At 66.4% G+C, this 15,264-nt stretch carries 19 protein-coding genes and 1 other RNA gene; 7 read left to right on the top strand and 13 right to left on the bottom strand.

The window, feature by feature from the left end; translation table 11 throughout:
- Positions 1-10: 10 nt before the first annotated feature.
- The 4 genes from G5C33_RS02875 to G5C33_RS02860 all read right to left on the bottom strand — a co-directional run bounded on the left by G5C33_RS02875 (position 11) and on the right by G5C33_RS02860 (position 4,088).
- A complete protein-coding gene (locus G5C33_RS02875; RefSeq protein ID WP_165325835.1) occupies positions 11-1,021 on the bottom strand; it encodes a glycosyltransferase family 4 protein in 1,011 nt (336 codons plus the stop codon).
- Positions 1,018-2,601 carry an alpha-amylase family glycosyl hydrolase gene (locus tag G5C33_RS02870; protein WP_165325834.1) on the bottom strand — a complete coding sequence of 528 codons (1,584 nt, stop codon included), beginning with the start codon at positions 2,599-2,601 and terminating at the stop codon, positions 1,018-1,020. The genes G5C33_RS02875 and G5C33_RS02870 overlap by 4 nt, the downstream gene beginning before the upstream one ends.
- Before the next feature lie 62 nt (positions 2,602-2,663).
- Positions 2,664-3,782: a glycoside hydrolase family 130 protein gene (locus G5C33_RS02865; RefSeq protein ID WP_165325833.1), complete on the bottom strand. Its 1,119-nt coding sequence runs from the start codon at positions 3,780-3,782 to the stop codon at positions 2,664-2,666.
- Between the two features lie 24 nt (positions 3,783-3,806).
- Entirely contained in the window at positions 3,807-4,088 is a 282-nt protein-coding gene (locus G5C33_RS02860; protein ID WP_165325832.1) for a chorismate mutase, read from the bottom strand.
- A gap of 138 nt (positions 4,089-4,226) precedes the next feature.
- Here G5C33_RS02860 and G5C33_RS02855 point away from each other — a divergent pair, with 138 nt between their 5' ends.
- Positions 4,227-5,240 (top strand): polyprenyl synthetase family protein, encoded by a 1,014-nt coding sequence (locus tag G5C33_RS02855; RefSeq protein WP_165325831.1) that lies wholly within the window; start codon positions 4,227-4,229, stop codon positions 5,238-5,240.
- An 18-nt stretch (positions 5,241-5,258) separates the two neighbouring features.
- Here the strand turns inward: G5C33_RS02855 and G5C33_RS02850 are convergent, their stop codons facing one another.
- Entirely contained in the window at positions 5,259-5,633 is a 375-nt protein-coding gene (locus tag G5C33_RS02850) for a ribonuclease E inhibitor RraB (RefSeq protein ID WP_165325830.1), read from the bottom strand.
- On the bottom strand, positions 5,630-5,836 hold the full coding sequence (locus tag G5C33_RS02845) for a hypothetical protein (RefSeq protein ID WP_165325829.1): 207 nt from the start codon (positions 5,834-5,836) through the stop codon (positions 5,630-5,632). Before G5C33_RS02845 ends, G5C33_RS02850 begins: the two co-directional genes overlap by 4 nt.
- A 464-nt stretch (positions 5,837-6,300) precedes the next feature.
- On the opposite strand from G5C33_RS02845, the gene hrpB reads away from it, so the two are divergent.
- The 3 genes from hrpB to G5C33_RS02830 are packed head-to-tail and all read left to right on the top strand — an operon-like array spanning position 6,301 to position 9,422.
- Positions 6,301-8,784: an ATP-dependent helicase HrpB gene (hrpB, locus tag G5C33_RS02840; protein ID WP_165325828.1), complete on the top strand. Its 2,484-nt coding sequence runs from the start codon at positions 6,301-6,303 to the stop codon at positions 8,782-8,784.
- 24 nt (positions 8,785-8,808) lie between these two features.
- The gene (locus G5C33_RS02835) at positions 8,809-9,090 is read left to right on the top strand and encodes an ETC complex I subunit (RefSeq protein WP_165325827.1); all 282 of its coding nucleotides are present in this window, start codon (positions 8,809-8,811) and stop codon (positions 9,088-9,090) included.
- Positions 9,087-9,422: a nuclear transport factor 2 family protein gene (locus G5C33_RS02830; protein ID WP_165325826.1), complete on the top strand. Its 336-nt coding sequence runs from the start codon at positions 9,087-9,089 to the stop codon at positions 9,420-9,422. The genes G5C33_RS02835 and G5C33_RS02830 overlap by 4 nt, the downstream gene beginning before the upstream one ends.
- Here the strand turns inward: G5C33_RS02830 and G5C33_RS02825 are convergent.
- The 5 genes from G5C33_RS02825 to G5C33_RS02805 all read right to left on the bottom strand — a co-directional run bounded on the left by G5C33_RS02825 (position 9,419) and on the right by G5C33_RS02805 (position 12,754).
- A complete protein-coding gene (locus tag G5C33_RS02825; RefSeq protein WP_165328674.1) occupies positions 9,419-9,913 on the bottom strand; it encodes an NUDIX hydrolase in 495 nt (164 codons plus the stop codon). The genes G5C33_RS02830 and G5C33_RS02825 overlap by 4 nt on opposite strands.
- Before the next feature lie 35 nt (positions 9,914-9,948).
- Positions 9,949-10,629 (bottom strand): TPM domain-containing protein, encoded by a 681-nt coding sequence (locus G5C33_RS02820; protein ID WP_165325825.1) that lies wholly within the window; start codon positions 10,627-10,629, stop codon positions 9,949-9,951.
- A 1-nt stretch (position 10,630) separates the two neighbouring features.
- Positions 10,631-11,422, bottom strand: coding sequence for a TPM domain-containing protein (locus G5C33_RS02815; protein ID WP_165328673.1), 792 nt, complete (start codon positions 11,420-11,422; stop codon positions 10,631-10,633).
- A 32-nt stretch (positions 11,423-11,454) separates the two neighbouring features.
- Positions 11,455-11,991: a TPM domain-containing protein gene (locus G5C33_RS02810; RefSeq protein ID WP_165325824.1), complete on the bottom strand. Its 537-nt coding sequence runs from the start codon at positions 11,989-11,991 to the stop codon at positions 11,455-11,457.
- A 178-nt stretch (positions 11,992-12,169) separates the two neighbouring features.
- The gene (locus tag G5C33_RS02805; RefSeq protein WP_165325823.1) at positions 12,170-12,754 is read right to left on the bottom strand and encodes a LemA family protein; all 585 of its coding nucleotides are present in this window, start codon (positions 12,752-12,754) and stop codon (positions 12,170-12,172) included.
- An 82-nt stretch (positions 12,755-12,836) separates the two neighbouring features.
- On the opposite strand from G5C33_RS02805, the gene mscL reads away from it, so the two are divergent.
- Both mscL and G5C33_RS02795 read left to right on the top strand, forming a co-directional pair.
- Entirely contained in the window at positions 12,837-13,292 is a 456-nt protein-coding gene (gene mscL, locus G5C33_RS02800; RefSeq protein WP_165325822.1) for a large conductance mechanosensitive channel protein MscL, read from the top strand.
- Positions 13,282-13,758 (top strand): GNAT family N-acetyltransferase, encoded by a 477-nt coding sequence (locus G5C33_RS02795; RefSeq protein ID WP_165325821.1) that lies wholly within the window; start codon positions 13,282-13,284, stop codon positions 13,756-13,758. Before mscL ends, G5C33_RS02795 begins: the two co-directional genes overlap by 11 nt.
- A 146-nt stretch (positions 13,759-13,904) precedes the next feature.
- Here the strand turns inward: G5C33_RS02795 and G5C33_RS02790 are convergent, their stop codons facing one another.
- Positions 13,905-14,336 (bottom strand): RrF2 family transcriptional regulator, encoded by a 432-nt coding sequence (locus G5C33_RS02790; RefSeq protein WP_165325820.1) that lies wholly within the window; start codon positions 14,334-14,336, stop codon positions 13,905-13,907.
- 44 nt (positions 14,337-14,380) lie between these two features.
- Here G5C33_RS02790 and ssrA point away from each other — a divergent pair.
- Positions 14,381-14,727, top strand: a transfer-messenger RNA (tmRNA) gene (ssrA, locus tag G5C33_RS02785).
- A 67-nt stretch (positions 14,728-14,794) separates the two neighbouring features.
- Here ssrA and G5C33_RS02780 read toward each other — a convergent pair.
- Entirely contained in the window at positions 14,795-15,232 is a 438-nt protein-coding gene (locus tag G5C33_RS02780) for a hemerythrin domain-containing protein (RefSeq protein ID WP_165325819.1), read from the bottom strand.
- Between the last annotated feature and the right edge of the window lie 32 nt (positions 15,233-15,264).

The following is a 15,264-nucleotide window of genomic DNA, read 5'->3' as shown; positions in this document are numbered from 1 at the left end:
GCTCCCGGGCTCAGCCGCCCAATATCCGATGGTACAGGGCGATATATTTCTTCGCCATGCCCTCCACGGTGAACCGCTGTTCGACCGACGTCCGGCATGCCTTGCGGCTGATCTCGCCGATCTGTTCGAGCGCCTCGACCGCTTCGTCGCCATCATGGACCAGGAAACCGGTCACGCCGTCGGTGATCAGTTCGGGCATGCTGCCGCGGTTGATCGCGATCACGGGCGTGCCGCACGCCAGCGCCTCGATCACGCTCAGGCCGAAGGGTTCGTCGAAATCGATGAGGTGCAGCATCGCGCGAGCACTGCCCAGCGCCTTTACGCGTTCCTCGCCGCCGACCGGCCCGTGCCAAACGATCCGTTCGCCATCGACCTGCGGTTCGATCTCGCGCTCGAAATAGCCCTTGTCCTGGACGATGCCGTAGAGGTGCAGCCGCATGCCCGCCGCCTTCGCCACGCGGATCGCCTCGGCCGCGCCCTTGTCGGGATGGATGCGACCGAAAAAGAGCAGGTCGTCGCTGCCGCGCGGATCGAAAGCGAAATCCTGCACGCGGATGCCGTGATGGATCGTTTCGGCATAGCGCAGGTCCTTGCGCCGGTCGGCTTCGCTGATCGCGACATAATGGACGCGATTTTCGAACGGCTTGAACATCGGCAGAATCTTCGCGCTGGAAAAGCCGTGGATCGTCGTGACCATCGGCGTGTCGACCAGCGGCGCGAAGGCATGGGCGGGGAAATCGGCGTGATTGTGAATCAGGTCGAATTCGCCCGCGCGCGAAAAGACATGGCTGAGATGGCGATATTCCCACACCTTGGCGTCGAGGGCGCGATCCTCTTCATAGCCGCGCGGCACCACGCCATCGAGCGTCCCCGACGTTTCCGAATCCTGCGTCGCGAACAGCGTGACGTCGACGCCCTGTGCCACCAGAGCTTCGGTGAGCATGCTCGTCACCAGTTCCCACGGGCCGTAGTGGCGCGGCGGGGTGCGCCACGCGATCGGCGCGATCATCGCGACTTTCATCCCAGGATCATTCCCTCGTTGCGACGCAGCTGGGCCGGGTCCCCGTCGCCATGCGTCGAAAGCAGCACGCGCAGCCCCCGCGCCCATTCCGGCAGGTCGGGGCGCTGCGGCGTGTCGGTAAGGTTGAGCAGCACCATCAGCCGGTCATCGCCGTCGCGGCGTTCATAGGCAAGCACCGCGTCGCTTCCCGTCACCGGCAGCCAGTCGCCCACAGACAGCGCGGGATGGCGGCGGCGCAGCGCGAGCAAGTCGTGATGCAGCCGCCACATCGATCGCGTCTCGCGGCGCTGCGCGGCGACGTTGCGCGTCTCCCAATCCGCGTGGACCGGCAGCCAGGGATCGCCTTGGGTGAAGCCGCCATTGGGCGAAGCGTCCCACGCCATCGGCGTGCGCACCGGATCGCGGCCCAGCCCCTTGCCGGGTTCGTTGAGCTCGCGCGGGTCATGGATGCGCTCGCGCGGGATATCGACATCGGCCATGCCGATCTCGTCGCCGTAATAGAGAGTCGGCGTGCCGCGCAGCGTGAGCAGCAGCATCGCCGCGACGCGCGCCTGATCGGGGCCGACGCGGGTGGCGGCACGCGGCCGGTCGTGATTGCCCAGCACCCAGTTGGGCCAGCCCCCCGGGGGCAGCGCGGCTTCGTAATCGGCGATGAGCCGCGCCAGCGTGTCGGCTTTCCACGGCGCTTCGATCAGCTGGAAATTGAACGGCAGATGCACTTCGGGCTCGCCGCGCCCGTAATAGTCCATCAGCTTTTCGACCGGCAGATAGATTTCGCCGATCAGCACGCGTTCGGGCGTGTAGCGATCGGCCAGGCGGCGCATGTCGGCGGCGATGCCGTGCACTTCGGGCTGATCGGTCGAATTGCGCTGGAGGACCCTGGCCATGTCGGCCATTGCCGGGGTCCAGGCCGGATTGGGCGGATTGTCCGGGAAATCGGCGTGTTTCACCATGTGCCACAGCACGTCGATCCGAAACCCGTCGATGCCGCGATCGAGCCAGAAGCGCAGCACGTCCAGCATCGCCGCGACCACTTCGGGGTTGCGCCAGTTGAGGTCCGGCTGCTCCTTCAGATAGGCGTGGTAATAATATTGGCCGGTGGCCTCGTCCCATTCCCAGGCCGATCCGCCGAAATCGCTGATCCAGTTGTTGGGCGGGCAGCGATTGCCCTCGGCGTCGATCACCGGATCGCGCCAGAGATACCAGTCGCGCCTGGGATTGTCGCGGCTCGACCGGCTTTCGAGGAACCAGGGATGCTGGTCCGACGTGTGGTTGGGCACGAAATCGAGCAGCAGCTTCAGCCCGCGAGCATGGCAGGCGGCGATCAGCGCATCGAGATCCTCGAGCGTGCCGAACCGCGGGTCGACATCGCAGTAATCGGCGACGTCATAACCGAAATCGGCCATTGGCGAGGGAAAGATGGGCGAAATCCAGATCGCGTCGATGCCCAGCGCCACCAGTTCGTCGAGCCGCGCCGCGATTCCGCGCAGATCGCCGATCCCGTCGCCGTTCGAATCCTGGAAACTGCGCGGATAGACTTGATAGATCACGCCGCGTTGCCACCAGGCGGGCTCGGTCATCGGCTCATTCTCCCTTCGCACCCGCAGCATATCGCGGGGTGCATGGAGAGGGAATCCCGTATTCAGGCAAATCGTTCCTTCGCGATACGCGTCATGCGGCAGGCCAGGTCGGCCTCGCCCGATACCACGACATAATGATCCCCCGCATCGGCAAGCCCGGTGGTGAAGACGACGGGGGTCGGCAGGTACATCTGCTCGGAGATCCCCGCGGTCAGCCCCGGATCGGCCTCCATCAGCGGCACTTCGTCCTCCTGGCGCAGGATATGCGTCGGGTCCTCGCGGTCGAGCAACGCCCAGAAAGTGCGATAGACGCCCACCGAATCGCGCCGCTCGACGCCGTGATAGAGCATCAGCCACCCCTGCGGCGTCAGCACCGGCTGCGTCCCGCCGCCCACGCGCAAGGCGGAAAGCGAGCCCTTGCGCGCGCGCAGCCCCGGCGCATCGCTCGGCTTCCAGTGCAGCCCGTCGGGCGACGTCGCGAACTGGATCGCCGGGCCGCCCGCCCAGGGACTGTCGGGCGCGGGCAGGAAATAGCATTCGCCAAGCGGCCGGGTGAGCGCCATGAACGCCCCGCCCGGCTTGCCTTCGAAAAACACCATGTCCTTGTTCTGATGGTCGAGAATGATGCCGAGCGGCTCGTAATCGAGTCCGTTGACCGATCGATAGAGCAAGGTGCAGTGCCGCTGCGAGGATACCGCGCAGACCGTCATCCACCAGCATCCGCCGACCAGGCTGATCCGCGCGTCCTCCAGCCCATATTCCATATAGGGCGCGCTCGGTGCGACGGCCTTGTCGTAATGGATCCTGACGACCTGCCGCGCGTCGCCGCTCAGCTCCACCGGCAACAGCCACGAAAGCGACGTCAGCCCCAGCAGCGGCGGCCGCCGTCCGGCGAGCGCGAACTGGCGCGGATCGTCCATTTCGATGTCCGCCATCGGGTGGCGATCGAGCACATAGCCGCGCTCGCTCCAGCGGATCGTAAGCGCATTGTTGCCCGCCACCGGCTCGCACAGCGCCTCGGCGACGCGCACCATCATCAGAAGGTTGCCGCCCGGCAATCGCGTCAGCCCCGGGTTGAACGCGCCGAGCACATAGGTCGGCACGTCGAGCGACGCGCGCAGCGGCGAACGCGCCAGATCGACGTCGTCGGGAGAAAAGATCAGCCGGTCGTCATCGCCCATCGCTTCGCTCCCGCAGGCAGAGGTCTAATCCTCGCGCAGCCTCTCATGATGGCGGATCACTTCGTCGATGATGAAACGCAAAAATTTCTCAGAGAATTCGGGATCGAGATCGGCATCCTCGGCCAGCTTGCGCAGCCGCTCGATCTGCCGCTTCTCGCGCCCCGGATCGGCGGGCGGCAGGCCCGATTCGGCCTTGTGGCGGCCCACCGCCTGCGTGACCTTGAACCGTTCGGCGAGCAGATAGACCAAGGCGGCATCGATATTGTCGATGCTCTGGCGATAGCGGTCCAGCATGTCTTCGCTCATTGCGGTTCCCCCTTGCGGCGATAGCCCGCCCTTTCGCCCGCCGCGCCCGCCGACGCAAGCCCGAGCCATGCCGAAAGCACGCTTTGACGCTACGATCACCCTTGCCTTCCACGCGGTTAATCGCCAGAGGACAACGCAATGTCCGCTACCATTCATCGCATCGGCGCGCGCCCGGAACCTTCGCTGGAACCGATGATCAAGATGGTCGCCGCCGACATGAATCTGGTCAACAGCGTCATCCTCGATCGCATGCAGTCGGATGTGCCGCTGATCCCCGAACTTGCCGGGCACCTGATCGCGGGCGGCGGCAAGCGGATGCGGCCGATGCTGACGCTCGCCAGCGCCAAATTGCTCGATTATTCGGGCAATCGCCATCACAAGCTCGCCGCCGTCGTCGAATTCATCCACACCGCGACATTGCTCCACGACGATGTCGTCGACGGATCGGACCTGCGCCGCGGCAAGCGCACCGCCAACATCATCTGGGGCAATCCGGCGAGCGTGCTGGTCGGCGACTTCCTCTTCAGCCGCAGCTTCGAACTGATGGTCGAGGACGGCAGCCTGAAGGTGCTCAAGATCCTTTCGAACGCCAGCGCAGTGATTGCCGAGGGCGAAGTCAATCAGCTGACGTCAGTGCGCCGGCTCGACCTGACCGAGGAACGCTATCTCGACATCATCGGCGCCAAGACCGCCGCGCTGTTCGCCGCCGCATGCCGCATCGCGGCCGTTGTCGCCGAACGCAGCGAGACCGAGGAAATGGCGCTCGACGCCTATGGCCGCAATCTCGGCATCGCCTTTCAGTTGATCGACGACGCGATCGACTATGCCTCGGACGCGGCGACGATGGGCAAGGATGCGGGCGACGATTTCCGCGAAGGCAAGATGACGCTGCCCGTCATCCTCGCCTATGCGCGCAGCGAAGGCGAGGACCGGCATTTCTGGCGCGAGGCGATCGCCGGGCGCAAGATCACCGACGCGGATTTCGCCCATGCCATCGAGCTGGTGCGCAGCACCCGCGCGCTCGACGACACACTCGCCCGCGCGCGCCATTTCGGCCAGCGCGCGATCGACGCGCTCGGGATTTTCCCGGCAGGCGACGCCCGCGACGCGATGGTGCAGGCAGTGGAATTCGCGGTAGCGCGGGCGTATTGAGCGCGCGGAGCGAAAGACTCAAGCGTCGAAGAAGCCCCAGCCGTCCGAGCATCCACCATGTCGCCCGGCAAATTCAGACAATTGTGCCTCGACATCAGTGATGTTCCGGCAACTCGGCTCCATCACCCGCGAAGCCGTCACATCCCATCGACCGGGCTCGGGCTCATAGGATTCCACGCGCATCGAGAAGCCCTGACCTTGCGCGGCAAGCGCAAAGGTGTCGGCCGATGCCCGATCGTCGAACAGGTGCGAAAAATCGACCGCGCGGGGCCGCGCCAGGTCATGCCCCTCGGCTTTCAACGCGGCGAGGATGGCCGCATTTTCTTCAAACAACGACATGACAGCCCCCGAAACCTCTCTCCCCTTCAGGGGAGAGAAGCGCCGGCCCCTCACTCGTCGATCTCGTCCTCATCCGCTTCAACCGACAGCAGATCGTCATCGTCGCGCTCCAGCTCTTCGGCGATCGCATCGGTGATCAGATCGAGCTGGTCGTAGCTCGCGACGAATTCGGACGTATCGCCATCCTCGTCCTCGAGCATCAGTACATAATCCTCGCCGGTGCGCGAGATGGAAAAATGGGCAAGCAGCTTGGCCATCCTCGACTCCTTCATCAGCTTCCCGACCGCAACGCACGCCGCGCCAAGCGGTGCCATGTAAATTTGCGGAAAGGTCTCGATTTGCGATGACCGCAAATTCCTCCCCCGAAGGGAGTGGCGGGTGAAATTGCCCCCGGCAATTTCAGTTCGTCGCGGGGCGACGAACGACCCACCACTGGGACCGCCGAAGGCGGTGGAGGGGTATTGGCCACAAGCGGCGACGTTGCCGGAACTTACCCCTCCGTCAGGCTTCGCCTGCCATCTCCCCTTCCAGGGGAGGAATTGCTCGCCAAACAAAACCAATCCCCGCTGTCCTACAGGACCGCTTCTGTGTCATGGCGTGCGTGAAACGCGATGTTGTGCTGCTCGACTCTTCTCCTCCCGATTGACGCGGCGCCCTTCCCGGAGCGGGAAAGGGAGGGGGGACGTGGTGTCTCTTTTGTCTCCTTTGGACGGGCAGGACGATGAGCGCGCTGCCGATCCACGCCGTCCTTCCGGCCTTACTCGATTCGCTGCGCGCGGGGAGCAGCGCCGTGCTCGTCGCGCCGCCGGGCGCGGGCAAGACCACCGCCGTTGCCCCGGCGCTGCTGCACGAAAGCTGGTGCACCGGCGAAATCCTGCTGCTCTCGCCGCGCCGCCTCGCCGCGCGCGCGGCGGCCGAGCGGATGGCGGCGCTGGCGGGCGAGCCGGTCGGCAGAACCTTCGGCTATGCCACGCGGATGGACACCAAACGCTCGGCGGCGACGCGCGTGACGGTCCTCACCGAAGGGATTTTCGTCAATCGCATCCAGGCCGATGCCGAACTGGCGGGCGTTTCGGCGGTGCTGTTCGACGAAGTCCATGAGCGCAGCCTCGACAGCGATTTCGGACTCGCACTCGCGCTCGACGCGCAGGCGGGGCTCCGCCCCGATCTGCGCATCGTGCCGATGTCGGCGACGCTCGACGGCGCGCGCTTCTCGGTGCTGATGGGCAACGCCCCGGTCATCGAGAGCGAAGGCCGCAGCCACCCGCTCACGCTCCACCATATCGGCCGCAACGCCGAAGCGCGCAGCGAGGACTCGATGGCCGCCGCGATCCGCCAGGCGCTCCGCGAGGAAGCGGGCGGCATCCTCGCCTTCCTCCCCGGCGTCGGCGAGATCGAGCGCACCGCCGAACGGCTCGATCCGCCGCCCGGCACCATCCTCCACAAGCTGCACGGCAGCCTCGATCCCGCCGCGCAGCGCGCCGCGATAGCCCCCGACCCGGAGGGCCGCCGCAAGATCGTGCTCGCGACCAGCATCGCCGAAACCTCGCTGACGCTCGACGGTATCCGCGTCGTGGTCGACAGCGGCCTCGCCCGACGCCCGCGCTATGATCGCGCCGCCGGGATGACCCGGCTCGTCACCGAACGCGCCAGCCAGGCATCGGTGACGCAGCGCGCCGGCCGCGCCGCACGGCAGGGGCCGGGGGTCGCCTATCGCCTCTGGGAAGAAGCCGCGACGGCGGGACTGCCCCGCTTCGACACGCCCGAAATCCTCGAGGCCGACTTGTCGGCGCTGACGCTCGATTGCGCCCTGTGGGGCGTATCCGATCCGCGCGAACTGCAATGGCTCGATTCGCCGCCGCAAGCCGCGATCGCCGAAGCCCGCGCCCGGCTGACCACGCTGGCAGCGCTCGACGCCGATGGCCGCCCGACCGATCACGGTCGCGCCATCGCCGGGCTGCCGCTCCCGCCGCGCCTCGGCCACATGCTGGTGCGCGCGAGCGAAACGGGCCTCGCCCGCACGGCCGCCCAGGTCGCCGTCCTGCTCGGCGAACGCGGCCTCGGCGGCAACGACCCCGACCTCGACCTGCGCCTGCGCCGCTGGCGGAGCGAACGCGGAAAGCGCGCGGAAAGCGCAAGGAAGCTGGCGGAACGATGGGCCCGGCTCGGGACAAAGCCCCCGTTCGTCCCGAGCGAAGTCGAGGGACGTGCCACAAGCGCGACTCAAGGATTGGCCACCTGCATCGCCCTCGCCTTCCCCGATCGCATCGCCCGCCGCCGCGATTCCACCGGCGAAAGCTGGGCCTCGGCGGGCGGACGCGGCTTCCGCCTCGACCCGACTTCGTCACTCGCCAGCCATGAATGGCTCGCGGTCGCCGAAACCCAGGGCATGGCATCGGGCGCGCGCATTCTTTCCGCCGCACCGATCGACTTCGCCACCGTCGAAACCCTGTTCGCCGACCGCATCGAAACCCGCCGGACCGTCCGCTTCAATGCCGCCACCGGCGCAGTCGAGGCACTGCGCGAACGCCGGCTCGGCGCGATTCGCCTGTCGAGCGGCCCCGATTCGGCCGCCGACGCAGCCGAGATCGAAGCGGCCTTGCTGAAGGGCGTGCGCAGCGGCGGCCTGTCGCTGCTCCCCTGGCGCGATTCGGCACTCGCGCTGCGCACCCGCGCGGCCTTCGCCTTCGGCGAGGCTGAGAACCCGATCGGCGATGCGGCGCTAACGGACCGCCTCGACGAATGGTTGCCGCCGCTGCTCACCGGCAAGCGCCGCCTCGACGCGATTGCCGCCGACCAGCTTCATGGAGCCTTGCAGGGCCTGCTCGGTTGGGACGGCATGCAGACGATCGACCGCCTTGCGCCTGCCCGCTTCGAAACCCCCGCAGGCTCCAGCCACGCGATCGATTACGGCGCCGAAGGCGGTCCGCGAGTCGAATTGCGCGTGCAATCGCTGTTCGGCCTGTCGGAACATCCCGCGATCGGCGCCAACCGCGTGCCGCTCGTCCTCAGCCTCACGTCTCCCGCCGGTCGCCCGATCCAGACGACGCGCGACCTGCCCGGCTTCTGGTCGGGAAGCTGGGCGGCGGTGGCGAAGGAAATGCGCGGCCGCTATCCCAAACACCCCTGGCCCGACGATCCCGCGAGCGCCAATGCAACGCTCCGCACCAAAAAAGCCGATGCAAGAGGCGGCGGCACACGATAAGGAAGCGCCAATGGAGGCAGCCCAGTGAACAGCGCACGTATCTATCAGCGTCCCAAAAACGCCATGCAGTCCGGCCGCTACCGGACCGACCAGTGGGTGCTCGAATATGACCCGCTCGAGCCGCAGCGCCCCGATCCGCTGACCGGCTGGCCGGGTTCGGGCGACACGCGCAACCAGCTGCGCCTCAACTTCCCGAGCCTCGACGCGGCGAAGGCCTATGCCGAGCGCGAAGGCATCCCCTTCCATGTCGTCCCCGCGCCGACTCGCAAGCTGAAGCTTCAGGCTTACGCCGACAATTTCCGGTGAGCCCCGACGCGGTCCTCGATAGCTGGATCGCCGCGTTCAATGCCGCCGACGCCGATGCGCTGGCGGCGCTCTATGCCGAAGACGCGACCAATTTTCAGGTCGCGCTTGAGCCCGTAACCGGCCGCGAGGCGATCCGCGCGATGTTTGCCGCCGAATTCGCCGCCGCCGACATGCGCTGCATTGTCGAGAACCGGCTGTCGGACGGCGACTGGGTCGCGATGGAATGGCGCGATCCCGGCGGCCTGCGCGGCTGCGGCTTTTTCGAGATCCGCGACGGCCTGATCCGCATGCAGCGCGGCTATTGGGACCGGCTGAGCGCGCAAGGCGGCTAGGCCAGCCAGTCCTGCGCGAGCAGCAGCAACAGCTTCACATCCATCGCCACGCCCGCATCGCGCTTGGCAGCGACGAAATCGGCGATGTCGGACAGCGCGACGCGGTGGACCTTGATGTCCTCCCCCGCCACGCCGCCGCCGGGGCCGATGCGCGTCAGGCCGCGCGCGCGCAGCAGGGTGAAGCCTTCGCTGACCATGCCGGGGGAGCTGAAAAACTTGCCCAGCACTTCCATCCGCTCGGCCTGATAGCCGGTTTCCTCCTCCAGCTCGCGAATCGCGGCCGAATGCGCCGTATCGCCTTCATCCTCGTCACCGATCAGCCCGGCCGGGAGTTCGAGGCAGCGCTGCCCCAGCGGCACGCGATATTGCTCGACCAGCAGGACATGACCGTCCTCGATTGCGAGGATCACCGCCGCCTGAATACCCCGGGCCCGGCCGACATATTCCCAGCGGCCCTGCCGTTTGGCGACGATCCACTTGCCTTCCCACATCGTCTCGACGGGGGCGTCGAAATCGGGCGTGGTCGTCACAGCTGGATCAGCCGGTCGGGGAGTTCATTCTCGTCGTCGTCGGTCTTGGGCAGATGTTCGGCAAGGATCGAACCGATCTGCGCCACCGCATCGGCCATGCCGTCCGCCGCGTCGCCCGCGCGCACCTTGTCGATCAGCGCCGCCATCGCGTCGCCCCAGCGCTCCATCGGCACGGCGCCGTGGATCGCTTCGTCGGCAATGATCTCGGCGCGATGTTCGGCGAGCGAGAGATAGAGGAGAATGCCCTCGCGCGCCGCCGTCCGCTTTTCGGCGCTCGCGCGGAACAGCGCGAGCGCGCGGCGCTGCACCCGGCGCGACTTGGTCGCCTTGGGCGTCAGCGCCATCCGCAGCGGGCGATATTCGAGCCCGTAGCGCACCAGCAGGAACGCCACGACCTGCAACAGCATCGTGACGAAGATCAGCAGCCCCGGCGCGACGGCATCGATCCAGCCGCCATGCCCGAGCGTCACCAGCCATTCGGGGATCGCGGGCAAAAGCCCGCACAGCCCGCCGACCAGCAGCATCGCCGCGACCGCATAATGAAGCGCGACGTCGCGATAGCTGTCCGACTGATCGGACAGGATCGTGACGATCTCGCCATTCGTCCCGCGCTCCGCCTCCGCCGCTGCGGCAGTGACGCGCGCATGCCCTTCGGCGTCGAGTTTCCAGCCTGCCATCCTACCAGCTCCCCGATGCGCCGCCGCCGCCGAACGACCCGCCGCCGCCGCCGAACCCGCCGCCGCCAAATCCACCGAAGCCGCCCGACGAACCGCCGCCCCAGCCCGAGCCGTGATGATGGCCGCCCATGCCGCCCCAGATGATGACGGGGCCGAGCCCGCCGCGATAGCGCCGACGGCCACCGCCGCCGCCTCCCCCGCCGCCGCGACCGCCACCGATCGCCGCGAAGAGGATGAACAGGATGACGAGGATCCAGAAGGCGATGAACAGCGCCGCGACTGGATTGCCGCCATCGCTCTGTTCGGCTTCCTGCGCTTCGAGCGCGCGCTGTTCGGCGGCTTCGAGCGGCAATTGCATCTGTTCGGCGATCGCACCGGCGCCCGCCATGATCCCGCCCGCCATGTCGCCGTCGCGGAAGCGCGGGAGAATTTCGTTGCGGATGATCCGGTTCGACAGCGCGTCGGTCATGATCGGTTCGAGGCCGTAGCCGACTTCGATCCGCACCTTGCGCTCATTGGGGGCGACGATCAGCAATATGCCGTTATTCGCGCCTTCCTGTCCGATTCCCCATTCGCGGCCGAGCCGATAGCCATAGTCCTCGATCGGATAATCCTGAAGATCGGGAATGGTGGCGACCACGAATTGCCGCGAACTCGCCGCCTCGACCTGCGCCGACATCTGGCTGAGCTGCGCCTCCTGCTCGGGCGAGAGCAGGTTCGCCGCATCGACCACCCGGCCGCTGAGCTTGGGGAAATTCTGCGCCAGCGCCGATTGCGTGCCGATAAGCAGCATCAGCGCGGCTGCGAACAAGAGGGTCAGCCGTTTCACGTTTCGGGTCCGATCTCCGTTTCGATTGACGCCGCGCCCGCCGCGATACCGGCGGGAAAATCGCCTTCGCGAAAGGCGGGCAGGATGTGCTGCGCCATGATGTCGGCAGCCTCTTCGTCGGTCAGCGTTTCTTCGAGACCGCAGCCGACCTCGATCCGCACCTTGCGCTCATTGGGCGCGACGATCAGCAACACGCCATCGTCTTCCTTTGCGCGGCCGATGCCCCATTGGTTGCCGAGCGCGATGCCGTAATCCTCGATTGCATGGGCGCCGAGCGAAGGCACCGTCACGATCACGAACTGATGTCCCGTCTCGCGCTCCAGCGCCGCCGAATCGGCTGTGAGCCGAGCCTCCTGCACCGCGTCGAGCAGGTCGGCCGCATCGACCACGCGTCCTGTGAGCGCCGGAAAATCATAGGGTCCGGCGGCCTGGGCGCGGGCGATATCGGCCTGGCCTTCCGGCGTGGCGCAGCGCCCCTGCTCGCAATCGCTTGCCGAGGCGCAGGCGGCGAGGAGCAATGCCCCTGTCACCATCGCCGAAACCGGCGAAAGGAGACAAAAGAGACACCACGTCCCCCCTCCATCTCCCTCCGATGCGCCCGCACGGAGGCGAGGCGAAAGGAGGCGTGCGCGCGTCATGCCGTCTCCCTTCGCATATTCGCCCCTGTGTAGGACAGGCATTTCGCGCCTCCGCCGCGGCACCCGCCGCGGATCAGTTGCCGAAATCGACCGTCGGCGCGACGTCCGATCCCGCCTCGGCCTGGAACGGCGTCATCGGTTCGGCGCCGTAAAAGACCTTGGCGCCGATCGCCGAGGGGAAGGTGCGGATCGTCGTGTTATATTCCTGCACCGCCGTATTGTAATCGCGGATCGCGATGTTGATCCGGTTCTCGGTGCCTTCGAGCTGTTCCTGCAGGTCGGCGAAACGGCCCTGGCTCCGCAGCTCGGGATATTTCTCGACCGTCACCAGCAGCCGGCTGAGCGAGCCGCCGAGCCGGCTCTGTGCCGCCTGGAACTGCTCCACCTTGGCGGGGTCGGTCAGATCGTCGCCGCTCAGCTGCACCGAGGAAGCGCTCGCGCGTGCCTGCGTCACTTCGGTGAGGATTTCGCCTTCCGATTGTGCCGCGCCCTTCACCGTCGCGACCAGATTGGGAACCAGATCAGCACGCCGCTGATAAGCGGCCTGAACATCCGCCCAGCGCGCCTTGGCATTTTCCTCGGCGGTCGGAACGCTGTTGAGCCCGCAGGCGGAAAGCAGCACCGCCGACATCAGCACGAGTGCAGCGCGTATCTTCATCGATCCCTCCAAAAAGCGTGTATCGCCCTTCTACGACAGCTGAGATAAGGACGAAAGCCGTCGTTTCGAGAGGGAAACCAGCATGCTCAAGGAATTCCGCAAATTCGTGATGCGCGGCAACGTGATGGATCTCGCCGTCGGCGTGATCATCGGCGGCGCATTCGCCACCATCACCAAGTCGCTGACCGACGATGTCATCATGCCGGTGGTCGGCTGGATCTTCGGCGGGTTCGATTTTTCGAGCTATTTCATCCAGCTCGGCCCCGTACCCGAAGGCTATGACGGGTCGCTCACCAACTATGCCGCACTCAAGGAAGCGGGCGTGCCGATCCTCGGCTATGGCGAGTTCGTCACTGTGATGATCAACTTCCTGATCCTTGCCTTCATCATCTTCCTGTTCGTCCGTTCGGTGAACCGGATGATGGAAGCATTCGAGGAGGAAAAGCCCGAAGTCGCCGCCGCCGAGCCGACCGATGTCGTGCTGCTGCGCGAGATTCGCGACGAGCTTCGCGCGAAACGGGGCGGCAGTGACGGCTGACGCAATCACGCTGCGTATCGGCGGGCCGGAGGATTTCGAAGCGCTGGGCGCGCTGATGTTCGACGCGGTCCGCACCGGCCCCAGCCCCTATAGCGAGGGCCAGCGCGCCGCCTGGGTGCCCGAACTGCGCAAGGGCGCGGAATGGGACGCGCGGCTGCGCCCGCAGCATGCGGTACTGGCTGAGGACACCGCGGGACGCCTTCTCGGCTTCATGACTCTGGCGGGCGGCGGCTATATCGACTTCGCCTATATCGCGCCCGCTGCGCGCGGGATGGGGCTGTTCCGCCGGATGTTCGATGCGGTGGCGCAAGAAGCGCGGCGGCAGGGCGTATCGCGGCTATGGGTGCATGCCAGCCTGATGGCGGAGCCCGCCTTTGCGGCGATGGGGTTCACGGTCGTGCGGCGCGAGCAAGTGACGATCGGCGCGGAAACACTCGATAGGTGCGAAATGGCGATGGGGATTTAGAACGAAGATTCCTCCCCCGGAGGGGGAGGTGGCAGCCTGAAAGGCTGACGGAGGGGTAGTTTCCACACGCGTCGCGACTACGGCCAATACCCCTCCACCGCTTCGCGGTCCCCCTCCCCCTCCGGGGGAGGAATTGGGTAGCCCCCTCAGGCCGCCTCCAGGTCCTCGGCATTGGCGTCCGACAGGCTGGTGCCGTCCAGAATCCGTGCGGTTTCGTCGCGCACGCGGGCCATCGCCGCGCGGATCGCGCAGGTCGCTTCGTCCTTGCAATCCTTGCACGAGCGATAGGCAGTGCGCGAAACGCACGGAACCAGCGCCAGCGGCCCTTCGATCACGCGAATGATCTCCCCCAGCGAAATCAGATGCGTCGGGCGCGACAGGCAATAGCCGCCCATCTTGCCGCGATGGCTGTGCAGCAACCCGGATTCGCGCAGATCGGCGAGGATGAGTTCGAGAAACTTGCGCGGCACATTCGCTTCGGCCGCGATACGCGTCATCGGGATGGGGCGCCCGCCGGCGGGCTGCTGCGCCAGGAACAGCATCGCGCGGAGGGCGTATCGGGAACGCTGAGTCAACATGCCAGTCTCATGCCAGTTCAATGTGGCGCCGTCATGGCGCGGCACCACTTTTCATTTAGGGAATCAAGCCTATATTGGAAGGCGTCGGTTTCGGCCGACTATGGCGATAAACTGTGGCGTGCAATAGACGCAGCGGACCCGGGGGCAGTACCCGGCGGCTCCACCATAAATGGTGGTGTATCTGGACACCGTTTCTGACGGGGCCGAACCAGGATCGACGTGTGTTGAAAAGCGCTGTTTTCGCTCGGAATGGGACCACCGCAACGGCCCATTTACACAAGTGCCAACGATAACGAAGCACTCGCTATTGCGGCGTAACCCCACGGCCTAACGGCCAAAGGTTACTCTAAAATGCGCGGTTGGACCGCACCGGGCAACAGAAGCGGAATCCAGCGGTACGGGAGGCACCGGGCAACAGAAGCCTCCCACTTTCCCCGCGTCGCGAAATCCGGTGCCGTTCAGGCAGCTTCGCCCGAGCGCGCGCCGCCCTGTTGCAGGCTGATCGCCACGAGCAATTCGCCTTCGAGCCGCACCCTGTCGCGCAGCCGCGGCAGCATTGCGCGCGTCGCGCGGACGAAACCGTCGCGATCCTCGGCGATTTCCGTCGCGGTCCAGACGCGCAGATAGCGCCCCCAATTATCCTTCAGCGTTTCGAATTCGCGCTGCACACGCTCGACGCTGCCCGCTGCCATGCCCGGCGTGGCGCGCATCGCCAGGTCGTAGATGGTCGCATCCTCGCGATCGAGATGGTCGGCCACCGTCTTGGCGAGCCGCGAAAGCGCTTCGGCAAGCTTCGCCGGCGGGGCCTCGGTTTCGATCAGCCGGGAAAGGTCGCGGGCAAAGCAGTCGATCATCGCATGATCGAGCGCAAGTTCGGCGTTGGTCGGTGCGGCCATTACGCAGACTCTTAGCTGTTGAAGCGTCAGGT

The organism is Sphingosinithalassobacter tenebrarum, assembly GCF_011057975.1.
Lineage (GTDB): Bacteria > Pseudomonadota > Alphaproteobacteria > Sphingomonadales > Sphingomonadaceae > Sphingomonas > Sphingomonas tenebrarum.
This window is presented reverse-complemented; position numbering and strand designations above follow the sequence as displayed.

What these genes read in the sequence shown, in the direction of transcription:
- mscL (WP_165325822.1), top strand. Translation starts at nt 12,837, where the DNA reads ATGCTCAAGGAATTCCGCAAATTCGTGATGCGCGGCAACGTGATGGAT.
- G5C33_RS02845 (WP_165325829.1), bottom strand. Translation starts at nt 5,836, where the DNA reads ATGGCCAAGCTGCTTGCCCATTTTTCCATCTCGCGCACCGGCGAGGAT.
- G5C33_RS02790 (WP_165325820.1), bottom strand. Translation starts at nt 14,336, where the DNA reads ATGTTGACTCAGCGTTCCCGATACGCCCTCCGCGCGATGCTGTTCCTG.
- G5C33_RS02865 (WP_165325833.1), bottom strand. Translation starts at nt 3,782, where the DNA reads ATGGGCGATGACGACCGGCTGATCTTTTCTCCCGACGACGTCGATCTG.
- G5C33_RS02805 (WP_165325823.1), bottom strand. Translation starts at nt 12,754, where the DNA reads ATGAAGATACGCGCTGCACTCGTGCTGATGTCGGCGGTGCTGCTTTCC.
- G5C33_RS02860 (WP_165325832.1), bottom strand. Translation starts at nt 4,088, where the DNA reads ATGAGCGAAGACATGCTGGACCGCTATCGCCAGAGCATCGACAATATC.
- G5C33_RS02810 (WP_165325824.1), bottom strand. Translation starts at nt 11,991, where the DNA reads ATGGTGACAGGGGCATTGCTCCTCGCCGCCTGCGCCTCGGCAAGCGAT.
- G5C33_RS02870 (WP_165325834.1), bottom strand. Translation starts at nt 2,601, where the DNA reads ATGACCGAGCCCGCCTGGTGGCAACGCGGCGTGATCTATCAAGTCTAT.
- G5C33_RS02815 (WP_165328673.1), bottom strand. Translation starts at nt 11,422, where the DNA reads ATGCTGCTTATCGGCACGCAATCGGCGCTGGCGCAGAATTTCCCCAAG.
- G5C33_RS02855 (WP_165325831.1), top strand. Translation starts at nt 4,227, where the DNA reads ATGTCCGCTACCATTCATCGCATCGGCGCGCGCCCGGAACCTTCGCTG.
- G5C33_RS02820 (WP_165325825.1), bottom strand. Translation starts at nt 10,629, where the DNA reads ATGGCAGGCTGGAAACTCGACGCCGAAGGGCATGCGCGCGTCACTGCC.
- G5C33_RS02780 (WP_165325819.1), bottom strand. Translation starts at nt 15,232, where the DNA reads ATGGCCGCACCGACCAACGCCGAACTTGCGCTCGATCATGCGATGATC.
- G5C33_RS02825 (WP_165328674.1), bottom strand. Translation starts at nt 9,913, where the DNA reads ATGTGGGAAGGCAAGTGGATCGTCGCCAAACGGCAGGGCCGCTGGGAA.
- hrpB (WP_165325828.1), top strand. Translation starts at nt 6,301, where the DNA reads ATGAGCGCGCTGCCGATCCACGCCGTCCTTCCGGCCTTACTCGATTCG.
- G5C33_RS02875 (WP_165325835.1), bottom strand. Translation starts at nt 1,021, where the DNA reads ATGAAAGTCGCGATGATCGCGCCGATCGCGTGGCGCACCCCGCCGCGC.